Origin of the sequence: Pseudomonas sp. C5pp, from assembly GCF_000814065.1 — a bacterium.
Classification (GTDB): domain Bacteria; phylum Pseudomonadota; class Gammaproteobacteria; order Pseudomonadales; family Pseudomonadaceae; genus Aquipseudomonas; species Aquipseudomonas asiatica.
Genome location: NZ_JWLN01000015.1, coordinates 40,858 through 54,528 on the forward strand (window position 1 = coordinate 40,858; position 13,671 = coordinate 54,528).

General features: G+C 64.7%; 11 protein-coding genes. 3 read left to right on the forward strand and 8 right to left on the reverse strand.

The features are described 5' to 3' along the window. Nucleotides 1-45: 45 nt before the first annotated feature. Complete coding sequence (gene pssA / locus RR51_RS14280; RefSeq protein ID WP_015270750.1) at nt 46-1,374, reverse strand: CDP-diacylglycerol--serine O-phosphatidyltransferase; 1,329 nt, start codon at nt 1,372-1,374, stop codon at nt 46-48. Nucleotides 1,375-1,590: 216 nt separating this feature from the next. Continuing rightward, nucleotides 1,591-3,837 carry a catalase/peroxidase HPI gene (gene katG / locus RR51_RS14285; RefSeq protein WP_015270751.1) on the reverse strand — a complete coding sequence of 749 codons (2,247 nt, stop codon included), beginning with the start codon at nt 3,835-3,837 and terminating at the stop codon, nt 1,591-1,593. 362 nt (nt 3,838-4,199) lie between these two features. Here katG and RR51_RS14290 point away from each other — a divergent pair, with 362 nt between their 5' ends. Together RR51_RS14290 and RR51_RS14295 are read left to right on the forward strand one after the other, a co-directional pair. Further along, a complete protein-coding gene (locus RR51_RS14290; RefSeq protein WP_013973059.1) occupies nt 4,200-5,105 on the forward strand; it encodes a LysR family transcriptional regulator in 906 nt (301 codons plus the stop codon). A gap of 99 nt (nt 5,106-5,204) precedes the next feature. After that, complete coding sequence (locus RR51_RS14295) at nt 5,205-5,801, forward strand: hypothetical protein (RefSeq protein ID WP_039613882.1); 597 nt, start codon at nt 5,205-5,207, stop codon at nt 5,799-5,801. Between the two features lie 106 nt (nt 5,802-5,907). Here the strand turns inward: RR51_RS14295 and RR51_RS14300 are convergent, their stop codons facing one another. Beyond that, nucleotides 5,908-6,786, reverse strand: coding sequence for a DMT family transporter (locus RR51_RS14300; protein WP_015270753.1), 879 nt, complete (start codon nt 6,784-6,786; stop codon nt 5,908-5,910). 247 nt (nt 6,787-7,033) lie between these two features. Here RR51_RS14300 and RR51_RS14305 point away from each other — a divergent pair, with 247 nt between their 5' ends. Continuing rightward, nucleotides 7,034-7,858, forward strand: coding sequence for an aldo/keto reductase (locus tag RR51_RS14305; RefSeq protein ID WP_039613883.1), 825 nt, complete (start codon nt 7,034-7,036; stop codon nt 7,856-7,858). Nucleotides 7,859-8,031: 173 nt separating this feature from the next. Here RR51_RS14305 and RR51_RS14310 read toward each other — a convergent pair whose 3' ends face one another. The 5 genes from RR51_RS14310 to RR51_RS14330 form a co-directional block, all read right to left on the reverse strand. Beyond that, nucleotides 8,032-10,128 carry a putative bifunctional diguanylate cyclase/phosphodiesterase gene (locus RR51_RS14310; RefSeq protein WP_039613884.1) on the reverse strand — a complete coding sequence of 699 codons (2,097 nt, stop codon included), beginning with the start codon at nt 10,126-10,128 and terminating at the stop codon, nt 8,032-8,034. A 128-nt stretch (nt 10,129-10,256) separates the two neighbouring features. Further along, complete coding sequence (locus tag RR51_RS14315) at nt 10,257-10,751, reverse strand: GNAT family N-acetyltransferase (RefSeq protein WP_039613885.1); 495 nt, start codon at nt 10,749-10,751, stop codon at nt 10,257-10,259. Between the two features lie 249 nt (nt 10,752-11,000). Further along, nucleotides 11,001-11,936: a catechol 1,2-dioxygenase gene (catA, locus tag RR51_RS14320; RefSeq protein WP_013973065.1), complete on the reverse strand. Its 936-nt coding sequence runs from the start codon at nt 11,934-11,936 to the stop codon at nt 11,001-11,003. Between the two features lie 43 nt (nt 11,937-11,979). Then, nucleotides 11,980-12,270 carry a muconolactone Delta-isomerase gene (catC, locus tag RR51_RS14325; protein ID WP_039613886.1) on the reverse strand — a complete coding sequence of 97 codons (291 nt, stop codon included), beginning with the start codon at nt 12,268-12,270 and terminating at the stop codon, nt 11,980-11,982. Between the two features lie 150 nt (nt 12,271-12,420). Continuing rightward, a complete protein-coding gene (locus RR51_RS14330) occupies nt 12,421-13,542 on the reverse strand; it encodes a muconate cycloisomerase family protein (protein WP_039613887.1) in 1,122 nt (373 codons plus the stop codon). Nucleotides 13,543-13,671: the final 129 nt, after the last annotated feature.

The following is a 13,671-nucleotide window of genomic DNA, read 5'->3' on the forward strand; positions in this document are numbered from 1 at the left end:
CCCTTTCGCGACACAAGGCCACTCCCACAAAAACGCGTAAATCCCTCAGAGCACCCGCTTGATCAGCGGCTCCAGCCGGCTATAGCGCAGCCGCCGCAGGAACCTGCGCACATCCTTGGGGTGCTCGGCCTTGGCCCCCAACTCCTCTGCCGAGCCGATCTTCGGCGCATGCCGGCGCAGCTCGGCCAGCTCTGCTTCCCGTGGCCCCAGCCATTGCCCTTGCGGGTCATCGATCAGCAGGCCGTTCTCCAGGTCCAGATTGAAGCCGCGCGGATTCAGGTTGTTACCGGTCAGCAACGAATAGCGTTGGTCGACCCACACGCCCTTGGCATGAAAGGTATGCCCGGGGTCGTTCCAGATCCGCACCTGCAGCTGGCCGCTGGCAATCGCAGCGTGGCGACGTCGAGTGAAGGCGCGCAGGTTGTCTTCGTACAGGTAGGGCAACGCGCCGCTGGCACTGAACGGCTCGCCGGGGGCGATATAGAAGTCGTTGGCCGTGCGATCACCAACGATCAGTTCCACCCGCACGCCACGCGCCAGGGCATGGTCGAGTTCGCGCATCAGCACCCGGGGTGGGTTGAAATACGGCGTGCTGATGATGACCTGCGTGCGTGCCGCCGCCAGCAAGGCGCACACTGCACGGTTCAGCGGGTTGCCACGGCCCACACCCAACAGCGGGATAACCCGCAGGCCCTGCCCCGCCCCGCTGGCCGGAGCCTCATAGGCCATGCGCCGCAGCCGCGCGCGCAAGCGCCGGATGTCGCCGCGCAGGCTGCGGGTGGAGGGTGGCGCCGGCAGGTCGAGGCGCGGAGTGGCGGTGTGGTGCAGCAGGCGACGCACCAACCCGACCATGGCGTCGGCCAGCTCTGGTGACTGGAACAGGTGGTAGCGGTCCAGGCGGTAACGGTCGAAACGGTGCAGGTACACGTTGTTAAGGCTGGCGCCGGTGTAGATCACGCAGTCGTCGATGATGCTGCCCTTCAGGTGCAACACGCCAAACAGCTCGCGGGTCTGCACAGGTACGCCATGGATGACGATATCCAGCCCATGGTGCTGGCGCTGGGCCTGGTACCAGGCGGCGTTACCCGGCTGGCGCCCGGCGCCCAACAGGCCGCGGCGGGCACGGAACCAGTCGACCACGATGGTGATTTCCAGCCCGGGCCGCGCGGCCTTGGCCTGGTACAAGGCATCCAGCACTTCCTGGCCAGCCTCATCTTCCTGCAGGTACAGCGCAACGATGACGATACGCCGGGTTGCGGCGCGGATGCGCTCGAGCAGGCAGGCGCGGTAGGCCTTGGCATCGGGCAGCACCTGGATCGACTCGGCCGACATGGCGTAGCCTGGCAATGCCGCCAGCATGGATTCGGGGTTCAAGAACGATCACCTTCTGTGTGCAATCACTGTCGTGCATCAGCTTGCACAGGAAGTTTGAAATGGTCCAGCCCCCGGATAGCATGGGGCTGCTTTGCAGCCCTGTCGCGACACAAGGCCGCTCCTACAAGCCAGCGCCGAATCCACATGCGGCGCCGAACCTGTGGGAGCGGCCTTGTGTCGCGATAGGGGCGCAAAGCGCCCCCAATTCTGACGAAGCTATTTCAGGTCAAAGCGATCCAGCTCCATGACCTTCTCCCAGGCCGCGACAAAGTCCCGCACGAACTTGTCCCGGCCATCACTGCTGCCGTACACCTCGCTCAATGCCCGCAACTGGGCATGGGAGCCGAACACCAGGTCAACCCGGCTACCGGTCCACTTCACCTGGCCGGTCTTGCGATCGCGCCCTTCGAAGGTTTCGTTATCCGCCGAGGTCGGCTTCCACTCAACGCCCATGTCCAGCAAGTTGCGGAAGAAGTCGTTGCTCAGGGTACCGACCTTGTCGGTGAACACGCCCTGTTGGCTGCCGCCATGGTTGGCGCCGAGCACGCGCAGGCCGCCGATCAGCACGGTCAGTTCCGGCGCGGTCAGGGTCAGCAATTGGGCCTTGTCCAGCAGCAGTTTCTCGGCCTTGACGCTGTAGCGGGCCTTGGTGAAGTTGCGGAAGCCATCAGCCAGCGGTTCCAGCACGGCGAACGACTCGACGTCGGTCTGCGCCTGGGAGGCATCGACACGCCCAGGGCGGAACGCCACGCTGACGTTGTGCCCGGCGTCCTTGGCAGCCTTTTCCACTGCGGCGCCACCGGCCAGAACGATCAGGTCGGCCAGGGAGATTTTCTTGCCACCGGCATTGAACTCGGCCTGGATTTTCTCCAGCGCCGCCAGCACCTTGCCTGTGCCCTGGTTCGCCGCCCAATCCTTCTGCGGCGCCAGGCGCAGGCGGCCACCATTGGCCCCGCCACGCTTGTCCGAACCGCGGAAGGTCGACGCCGCTGCCCAGGCAGTGGCCACCAGCTCGCCAACACTCAGGCCCGCCGCCAGCACCTTGGCCTTGAGCGCGGCAATGTCCTGCTCGCCTACCAGCGGGTGATCCACTTTTGGCAGCGGGTCTTGCCACAGCAGCTCTTCGTTGGGCATTTCCGGGCCCAGATAGCGCGCCAATGGGCCCATGTCGCGGTGGATCAGCTTGTACCAGGCGCGGGCGAAGGCGTCCGCCAGCTGGTCAGGGTTATCCTTGAAGCGGCGGGCGATCGGCTCGTAGATCGGGTCGAAACGCAGCGCCAGGTCGGAGGTGAGCATGGAAGGCGCGTGGCGCTTGGCCGGGTCATGGGCATCCGGCACGGTGCCTGCCCCCTTGCCCTCCTTCGGCCGCCACTGGTGGGCACCAGCCGGGCTCTTGGTCAGTTCCCAGTCGAAGTTGAACAGGTTGTTGAGGTATTCGTTGCTCCATCGGGTGGGGGTGGAAGTCCAGGTCACTTCCAGGCCGCTGGTGATGGTATCGCCACCCTTGCCGCTGCCGAACTTGTTGGCCCAGCCCAAACCCTGCAGCTCCAGGCCTGCTGCTTCCGGCTCGGGGCCGACGTTGTCGGCAGGGCCGGCACCGTGGGTCTTGCCAAAGGCGTGGCCACCGGCGATCAACGCCACGGTTTCTTCATCGTTCATGGCCATGCGGCCGAAGGTGTCACGGATGTCCTTGCCCGAGGCTACCGGGTCGGGGTTGCCTTCCGGGCCTTCCGGGTTCACGTAGATCAGGCCCATCTGCACGGCGGCCAGCGGGTTTTCCAGGTTGCGCTCGCCCTCCAGGGTACGGCCCTGCTCCTCGGGGCGCTTGGCCGGCTCCGCCACCAGGTCGCCCTTGCCGGGCGGCTGGGCCTTGCCGTAGCGGGTGTCACCGCCCAGCCAGACCTTTTCCGAGCCCCAGTACACATCTTCGTCCGGCTCCCACACATCGGCACGCCCGCCAGAGAAGCCGAAGGTCTTGAAACCCATGGATTCGAGGGCGACGTTGCCGGTGAGCACGATCAGGTCGGCCCAGGAAATCTTGTTGCCGTACTTCTGCTTGATCGGCCACAGTAGCCGCCGGGCCTTGTCCAGGCTGACGTTGTCCGGCCAACTGTTGAGCGGGGCGAAGCGCTGCTGGCCAGAACCCGCACCACCCCGGCCATCGCCGATGCGGTAGGTACCGGCGCTGTGCCAGGCCATGCGGATGAACAACGGGCCATAATGGCCGAAGTCGGCGGGCCACCAGTCCTGGGAGTCGGTCATCAAGGCGGTCAGGTCTTTCTTCAGCGCCTGGAAGTCGAGGCTCTTGAACGCCTTGGCATAATCGAAATCCGGGTCCATCGGGTCGGATTTGGAGGAATGTTGATGAAGAATTCTCAGGTTGAGCTGGTCAGGCCACCAGTCACGGTTGGTGGTGCCGCCACCTGCGGTTTGATGGAACGGGCATTTCGATTCGTTCGACATCTGCGGGTACCTTTGGGTCGGTTATCCAGATTTCCGGTCTATGCCAGGTGTTCTTTCAGCCGAGCGCGTGGGCTCGTGCTACCCCTCATCAGGTCTACACGGGGCTTGCGAAGCTGTCATGACGGGGTTGGCGTGGTCTTGCACACAGGTGCTGACATGCCGCCCGCTGGCAGAATTCGCGGGGCCAGGGGAAAGACTAGCCGAGCTTGGGCAGAGTTCTAATAGAGTGCCTATTGAGGGGTGATAGCTTGGCTCTGTCAGGTTCGTGCCAGCGAACAGGCCGGCACATCCATACAAGGCAACCAAGCTGTCCGCATGCTCCAATACAACGCCAACCCTTCCAACCCGGAACCCGTACCCTCATGAATCGCAACGACCTGCGCCGCGTCGACATGAACCTGCTGGTACTGTTCGAAGCCCTGATGATCGAACGCAACCTGACCCGGGTCGGCGAAAAGCTGTTTATCACCCAGTCCACCGTCAGCGCCGCCCTCGCCCGCCTGCGTGAGCTGTTCGACGACCCGCTGCTGATCCGCAACGGCCGAGCCATGGAGCCCACGCCACGGGCCATGCAGATCTTCGCCGAGTTGGGGCCGGCCATGGATGTGATTTCCGCCGCCATCAGCCGCGCCCGCGAGTTCGACCCGGTCAACAGCTGCAACGTGTTCCGCCTGGGCCTGTCGGACGATGCCGAATTCGGCCTGTTCCCGGCCCTGCTGCAGGCGCTGCGCGAAGAGGCCCCGAATATCAGTGTGGTGGTGCGCCGAGCCAACTTCCTGCTGATGCCGGGGCTGCTGGCCAGCGGCGAAATTTCGGTGGGCGTGAGCTACACCACGGACCTGCCGGCCACCGCCAAGCGCCGCAAGCTGCGCAACATCGGCGTGCGGGTGCTGCGCGCCGATGACCGCCCGGGCCCGCTGACCCTCGACGAATACTGCGCCCGCCCGCATGTGATGGTGTCGTTCTCCGGTGACATGAGCGGCAATATCGACCTCGACCTAGCGCGCATCGGCCGCTGCCGCAAGGTGGTGCTGGCGGTACCGCAGTTCGGCAGCCTGCGCGCCCTGCTGCGCAACACCGAGCTGATCGCCACGGTGCCGGACTATGCCGCCTGCGCCCTGGCCGACGACGGCAGCCTGCGCGCCGATCCGGCGCCGTTCGACATCACCGAGGCCGAACTGTCGATGGTCTGGAGCGGTGCCCAGGACAATGACCCGGCCGAGCGCTGGCTGCGCGAGCGCATCCTGCAGTTCATGGCCACGCAGTGATGCATCGACCTCATCGATAGCCACCATGAATGCCATCAAGTTCCGCTGCGGCCAGCCCGGGCGGAAGATGGCGGCATTCACCGATTGATGAGGCGTCCTATGAAAACCGGCATGATCGCTGCCCTGCTCGCCTTGCTGGCCGCCCTTGGCGGTTGTGCCAGCCCGGCAGCTACCGACACGCAGCCTTACGGGCACTTCTATTCGGCCACGGCCATTTCCAGTGTCGCCCTGGCCCCTGGCCAACGGGTGGCGGTACTGCTGGGGCGTGATGCCGAAGCGACCCTCGAATACCTCGGCAGCCATCGCACCCAGGCAGGCGCACCGGCCCATGGCCAACGTGTCCCTGTTGCGACCTTGGGCAGCGAAAGCCAGGCGTATGACTGGCTGGCGCGGTCACTGGCGCAGCAGTTTGCCGAAGTGACTTTCTATGACGACCTGGACACACTGCTGGGCGACCACCCGGACGTGATCGTGCTGCTGGACACCGAGAGCCGTTTGGCCAGTGCGGAGATCGAAAGCCGGGTGGTAGCGCGCTTTTTCGATGACCAGTTGACCTATATCGGCCGCGCTGAGGGGCGGGCCAGCAAAAGCCTGGGCGATGTGGCGCGGGTGGTCGAGGATGAGCGGGCGGTGCAGGCGGATGCCTTGCGCGACTTTGACGATTCATTGCAGGCGTTGTTGAAGGGTCGCGTTTGAGGGCCCCTTCGCGGGTGAACCCGCTCCCACAGATACAGCGCCCTGTCCGCGGACTGCGCTGTACCTGTGGGAGCGGGTTTACCCGCGAAGAGGCCACTACAGGTTGTCACTTACCCCGCTGCATCCACGCCGCCCCCAGCCCGCTGAGGCAGATCACCGAGATGCCCACCAGGCTCAGGGTGTCCGGCACCTGGCTGTAGACAACCAACCCAAGCAACCCGGCGAACACGATCTGGCAATAGCTGAATGGCGCCAGCAAGGCAGGTGCCGCATGGCGGAAGGCCTGGGTCAGCAGCAGGTGCGCCGTCATGCCAAAGCCCCCCAGCGCCAGCATCAGCAGCGCATGGTCCCAACGCGGCATCTCCCAGAAGAACGGCACCAGCGCACTCATCGCCAGCGTGTTGCACAACCCCGCATAAAAGTTGCTGGTGGTCGGGCTGTCATGCGCGGCCAGGATGCGCGTCAGCAACTGATAGAAGCAGAAGCCCAGCGCCGAACCAAACGGATACAGGATGGCCGGAGTGAACATCGCCCCGCCCGGGTGCACCACCACCAGCACGCCGATGAAACCCATCACCACCGCCACCCACTGCCCCACCGTCACCCGCTCCTTCAGCAGTGGCGCCGACAGCGCGGTGACCAGCACCGGGGCAAGGAAGTTGACCGCCGTGGCCTCGGCCAGTGGCAGGTACTGCAGGCCTGTGGTGAACAGCAGGCTGGTACTCAGCAGGCTCAGGGCGCGTAACGTCTGCAACAGAGGGCGGCGAGTGCGCAGCACGTTGAGGCCGGCCTTGGGCAGGAAGATGCCGGCCATCAGCAGCGTGTGCACCACATACCGCGCCCACACCACCATGATGATCGGGTACAGACCGCCCAGGAACTTGGACAGGGCATCGTGACTGGCGAACAGGAACGTCGCCACCACCACCAGGGCGATGCCGCGCAGGGGTTGGTTGACTCCGGACAGCGGTGTGCTGGAACTCATGGCACTCTCGATGACGGCGCGGCTGGATGCGGCGCCCAGGGAAGGCCGCGCAGGCATAGCCTGGCGGATGCAACAGCTCGAATTTTAGAAGAGATGCCGAAGAATAAGGAAGTTCAATCGCCGCCAGCCAAGGCCGACTGCAATTTCTGTTCGCTGATCGACCACTTTCCGCCCCACGCGCATGGCCCGTGCCGTGCTGATCGCCGACCATCGAATGCGAACCCTGCACACCCTACAAGGAATTTACATGCAAAGGCTCACCACCCGTAACGGCCTGGCCCTGCCCGCGATCGGCCTGGGCACCTGGCCAATGATCGGCAGCGAGTGCACCCAGGCCGTGCGCCAGGCGCTTGAATTGGGTTACCGTCACATAGACACTGCCACTGCCTATGACAACGAAGCCGCCGTCGGCCAGGCACTGCGCGAAAGCGATGTACCGCGCGAGCAGATTCACCTGACCACCAAGGTATGGTGGGATCGCCTGACGCCCAAGGCCATGCGCCAGTCGCTGGAGGACAGCCTTCGCGCCCTGGGTACCGAGCAGGTCGACCTGTTCCACATCCACTGGCCCAGCCAGGACTGGGACCTGGCCCGCAGCATCGAAACCCTGGTGGCCCTGCGTGACGAGGGCAAGGCGCGCAGCATCGGCGTGGCCAACTTCCCGCTGGGGCTGCTGCGCCAGGTGGTGGAAACCCTGGGCGCGCCATTGTCGGCGATCCAGGTGGAATATCACGTGCTGCTCGGCCAGCAACCGCTGCTGGACTATGCCCGCCGCCACGACTTGCTGCTCACCGCCTACACCCCGCTGGCCCGTGGGCAGGCGGCGGCGCAGCCGGTGATCCAGGCGATCGCCCGCAAGCATGGCGTACTGCCCAGCCAGGTGGCGCTGAAGTGGTTGCTGGACCAGGACGGCGTGGCGGTGATCCCCAAGGCCAGCAGCCGCGAGAACCAGCTGGCCAACCTGGCGGCGTCGAACGTGCAACTGGATGACGAGGACCGCGCGGCGATCGCCGGGTTGCCGAAGGACCAGCGGGTGGTGAGCCCGGCGTTTGCGCCGGACTGGAACAGCTAAGCCTTGATCAAGCCTTGAAAGCTTGCACGGCCCATGTGGGAGCGGGTTCACCCGCGAACACCGGCGCAGCCGGTGCCAGCCACCGTGTCGCCTGCTTCGCGGGTGAACCCGCTCCCACAGGTACTGCGCCGGGCCGATCGGCTGCGGTGATTCTGCAGGCCCGCGCAAGGGCACTATGCCGGCGTCACGACCTGCTTCAACCGCTCGTTCGCCGGTGCCGGTCGCCCATACAGGTAACCCTGGAAGTGCGAGCAACCCTCCGCCACCAACCGGCGCATCTGCTCCTCCGACTCCACCCCCTCGGCCGTGGTCTTGATCATCAGGCTGTTGGACAGGTCGGTAATGGCGCGAATGATCGACATCGCCTCGCGGCTGTCGCACATGTCATGCACGAACGACTTGTCGATCTTGATCCGGTCGAACGGGAACGAACGCAGGTAACCCAGCGAGGAGTACCCGGTGCCGAAATCGTCCAGCGAAATGGACACGCCCAGGTCCTTCAGTGCACGCAGGGTACGCACGTTTTCCTCGCTGTTGCCCAGCAGCACCGACTCGGTGACCTCCAGTTCCAACCGCTGTGGCGGCAGGCCGGAGTCGGCCAGCGCCAGGGCCACGGTGTGCACCAGGTTGGCATTCTTGAACTGCACCGCCGACAGGTTGACCGACACCGTCTGCTCGCTGTCCCAGCTGGCCGCCTCCTGGCAGGCCAGGTTCAGCGCCCGGGTGCCCAGTTCGTGGATCAGCCCGGTTTCCTCGGCGATGGGGATGAAGTCCATGGGCATGACCATGCCACGGGTCGGGTGCTCCCAGCGCAGCAACGCCTCGTAGCCGGTAACGCTGCTGGTCTGCTGGTCGACCACCGGCTGGTAGTGCAGCTGCAACTGGCCCAGGTGCAGCGCAGTGCGCAGGTCGGTTTCCACCAGGCGGCGCTGGCGGGCGGCGACGTCCAGTTCGACGCTGAAGCACTCGTAGCGGTTGCGACCGTTGCGCTTGGCCTCGTACAGCGCCATGTCGGCGTAGCCCAGCAGTTGCTCGGCCTGGTCGCTGTCTTCCGGCGCAATGGCAATGCCGATGCTCACCCCCACCGTGAACTGGTGACCCTCGATCTGGAACGGTGGGCAGATCGCGTTGATCAGGCGCTGCGCAGTGTTGCATGCGGCCTCCCGGCCTTCCAGGCCGGTCAGCACCACGGCAAACTCGTCGCCGCCCAGGCGGGCCAGGGTGTCGTGCTCGCGCAGCTCGCGGCGCAGGCGCTTGCCCAGCGCGCGCAGCAGCTTGTCGCCAAAGGCGTGGCCCAGCGAATCGTTGATGTTCTTGAAGTTGTCCAGGTCCAGGCACAGTGCGGCGGTCAGCTTGGCGTGCTCGCTGTCACGCACCAGGGCCTGGCGCAAGCGTTCGTTGAACAGGGTGCGGTTGGGCAGCCCGGTCAACGCATCGTGGTGCGCCATGTGGTGGATCTGCGCGTGGGCGGCCAGCTCTTCGGTGGCATCTTCGGCAACGAACAACACATAGTCGGCCTGGCCTTCACGGTTCTGGCTAAGCAAGGTGCGGCTGCGCAGGGTGCGTGGGCCACAGGCCGTGTCGACCCGGGTTTCGGCAGCATGCCCCTTGGTGCTGCGGGCGCCACGGGCCAGTTGCTGTTCCAGGTAACCGGCAACGCCCGGTGCCAGGCACTCGCCGGGCAACTGCCCGATCATGCTGCGCTGCGGCCCGCCGAACAGGCGTTCGGCCTGCTGGTTGGCCAGCAGGATGCGCTGGCTCTCCAGGTCCTGGACAATGACGCTGGCGGGGATGTTGGCAATCACCGAATCGAGGAACTGCGACAGCTTGGCCATTTCCTGGCTGTACTGTTCGGCCAGCTCCTTGGCCTGCAGCAGTTCCAGCTCTTGCCGGTGACGCTCGGAAATGTCGCGGGTGACCTTGGCAAAACCCACCAGTTGCCCGGCATCGTCGTACACCGCGTCGATCACCACATGGGCATGGAAGACCGTGCCGTCCTTGCGCAGGCGCGAACCGATCTCTTCGAACCGCCCGGTGCTGCGGGCCTGCTCAAGGTTCAGCGCCGGCAGCCCGGCGGCGCGCTCGGCATCGGTGTAGAACAACGAGTAGTGCTTGCCGACGATTTCCTCGGCCAGGTAGCCCTTGGCGCGCTGGGCGCCGGGGTTCCAGTTGGCGACGATACCTTCGGGGGTGAGCAGGTAGAAGGCATAGTCCACCACACTCTGGATCAACAGCCGGTACATGATGTCGGGGCTTGCGACTAGCGACATGACTTTTACCTGGGCCTTCGAAAGGCATGAAAAGGATTGGTGGCATTATGCCTTCGACGACAACTTTGTGAAGTAGCTCACAAAAAGCCACGATCCCTTCAATTAGCGAACGAAGGCTTGCAACCCCCTCAATGGCGGGCGCCCGTGACCAGGAAATTGAGCAAGCCCGGTTCGTCATCCAGGGCTATGGGCCGCGCCGGGCGCGACAGCTCGGCCAGCACGGCATTGCAGAAAGCCACGGCAGGCATGTCCTGTGCGTAACAGCGCATCAACCAGTCGCCCTCGCCGCCCAGCAGTTGCAATGCCACCGCCCGGCCGATGCCCTGTCGGCGGTACTTTTTCAGGATGAACAGGTCAGCCAGTTCGAACGCGTCGATGCCCGGCAGCTCGCTGCGTTCGACCAGCACGAAACCGGCGATGAAACCGTCTGCCAGCACCAGGTACGCGCCCCAGCCATCGGCCCCCCAGTAACGTTGCAGGTGCTCGTCATGGATATAGAAGCGGCCGTCCACTTCGACGTCTTCCTGCTCCCAGTCCGAGGACTCGTAGGCGTAGAACTGATAGAGGTTGCGAATCAGCGGGGCCTGGTCGGCAGTGGTTGCCAACAGTTCGATGGGCAGCATGGTGAGGGGCTCGGGTAAAAAGGCGGATTCTAGATCAACCGCCCCTGGCAGCAAAAAGCCCAGGCCCTCCCCGCACGGAAAGGCCCAGGCAAAAACCAACACAAACACATCACTCATTGATTTAGCAGGCCCCTGTGGGAGCGGGTTCACCCGCGAACACCGGCACAGCCGGTGCCATACACCGTGTCGCATTCTTCGCGGGTAAACCCGCTCCCACAACGACCTCTACAACCGGAGCGATAACATCACTCAGGCCCCCTGCAACGCGCGCGGGCGGTGGCTGCGCGCCTCGGCGTCTGGCGCCTTGGCCGCCTGCAGATGGAAGTCGAACGCCAGCTCGGCAAAGCGCTCACCCTCTACGCCGCGAGCACGCGCTGCCGCAGCATCCTCGACAAAGCGCAGCTCGCCGACCAGCCCGTCACGGGTGGCATAGGCAAAGTCATCCCACAAGTACTTGTCGCCGGCCAGGTTTATCTGCGTGGTCAGGTGCCGGTGCCCGGGCGCAGAGATGAAGAAGTGCACATGCGCCGGGCGCTGGCCGTGGCGACCGAGCAAGTCCAGGCATTCCTGGGTTGGCCCCTGCGGGTCGCAACCGTACCCCGACGGCACGATGGAGCGTGCGCGGTAGCGCCCTTCGGCATCGGTGATGATGCGCCGGCGCAGGTTGTACTCGGACTGGGTAGTGTCGAAGTACGAATAGGTGCCCTGGGTGTTGGCGTGCCACAGGTCAACGGTGGCGCCGGCCAACGGCTTGCCTTCGGCATCGAACACCTGGCCCTGGAGGAACATCACCACGCCCGGGTCGCTGCCGTCATCCATGCGCGTTTCACCGTGCGCCAGCGGCGCGCCTGCCACATACAGCGGGCCTTCGATGGTGCGCGGGGTGCCGCCAGTCAGGCCGGCCTCGGCGTCCTTGGCGTCCTGCAACAGGTCGAGGAAGTGCTCGATGCCCAGGCCCGCCGCCAGCAGGCCGGCTTCGTTACGGCCACCCAGGCGGTTGAGGTAGTCGACGGCATGCCAGAACTCGTCTTCGGTGATTTCCAGGTCCTCGACCAGGCGTGCAGTGTCCTGCAGCACACGCAGGATGATCTGCTTGAAGCGTGGGTTGCCTTCGGCATGGCCCAGGCCGGCCACTTCCTTGAAGAACGCCTGAACATCGGCAGTGTGGGATATTTTCACGGTCATCGTGCTTGCCTCATCTTGTTCTTGTCAGGTAGACAGGTGCGACTCAGCGGTCGTTGCTGTGAATCGACGAGGGGTGCCGGCACAGGCCGTTTACCTCGATGTCCATGTACGGGAACAGCGGCAGCTGCATCAGGGTGTCGTGCAGCGCCTCGACGCTGGGTACATCGAACACGCTGTAGTTGGCGTAGTGTCCGGCAATGCGCCACAGGTGGCGCCAGGTGCCTTCGCGCTGCAGGCGCTGGGCCAGTTCCTTTTCGTCGGCCTTGAGTCGGGCGGCCTTGGCCGGGTCCATGTCGACCGGAAGTTTCACGGTCATCTTCACGTGGAACAGCATGCTGGTATCTCCTTTCTCTGATTTGGCGCCAACACTGTGGGAGCGGGTTTACCCGCGAACACGGGCGAAGCCCGTGCCATCCACCGCGTCGCCTGCTTCGCGGCTAAAGCCGCTCCCACAGGGGTTGTGTGTTCTTTCAGCCAGCGTGACTCAGCGGCGGGCGAAGCGCGCCAGGCGCTGTTCGTCCAGGGTCAGGCCCAGGCCTGGGGTGCGTGGAATGTGCAGCTGGAAGTCGCGGTATTGTGGCGGCTCGTTGACGATTTCTTCGGTCAGCAGCAGCGGCCCGAACAGCTCGGTGCCCCAGGTGAGCTGGCGCAGGGTCAGGAAGGCATGAGCCGAAGCCAGGGTGCCGATCGAGCCTTCGAGCATGGTCCCGCCATACAAGGCGATGCCGGCAGCCTCGGCGATTTGCGCGGTACGCAGTACGGCGCGCGGGCCGCCGTTCTTGGCTATTTTCAGGGCGAAGATGCTGGCCGCGCCGTCGGCAGCCAGGCTGAAGGCGTCCTCGACGCTTTCGATCGACTCGTCGGCCATGATCGGTGCCGGACTGCGCTGGTTCAGGCGTACCTGGCCGCTGCGGTTGATACGCGAAATCGGTTGCTCGATCAGGTCGATGCCGTTGTCGCCAAGCACCTGGCAGGCACGGATGGCCTGGGATTCGTCCCAGTACTGGTTGACGTCGACCCGCACGCTGGCGCTGTCGCCCAGCTCGCGCTTGATCGCCACCACGTGCTTGAGGTCCTGGGCCAACGGGTTGGCGCCGATCTTCAGCTTGAACACCCGATGCCGACGAATCTCCAGCATGTGCTGGGCTTCGGCGATGTCGCGGGCGGTATCGCCGCTGGCCAAGGTCCAGGCCACTTCCAGGCTGTCGCGCACGCGGCCACCCAGCAGTTCGCTGACAGGCAGGCCCAGGCGTTTACCCTGGGCATCGAGCAAGGCGCTTTCGATACCCGACTTGGCAAAGGTATTGCCCTTGGCCAGCTTGTCCAGCTTGAGCATGGCGGCGTTGATGTTGTCAGCCGGCAAGCCAACCAGCGCTGGCGCCAGGTGCGCATCGATGTTGGCCTTGATGCCCTCCGGGCTTTCGTAGCCATAGGCCAGGCCGCCGATGGTGGTGGCCTCGCCGATGCCTTCCACGCCATCACTGCAGCGAACACGCAATACCACAAGGGTCTGCTGCTGCATGGTGTGCATCGCCAGCTTGTGCGGGCGAATGGTCGGCAGGTCGACGATAATTGCCTCGATACGTTCAATCAGCACGCTTGTCATTGTTGCCAGGTCCCGTTGTTTCGGGCTGCCAGCCGCAGGCCCGAGTGGTGCATTTACTTGCTTGTTCAAGGATTGCGCGAGACCCTGATAGCCGTCCAATATCGAATGAATCTCCCACCATACCCTGGA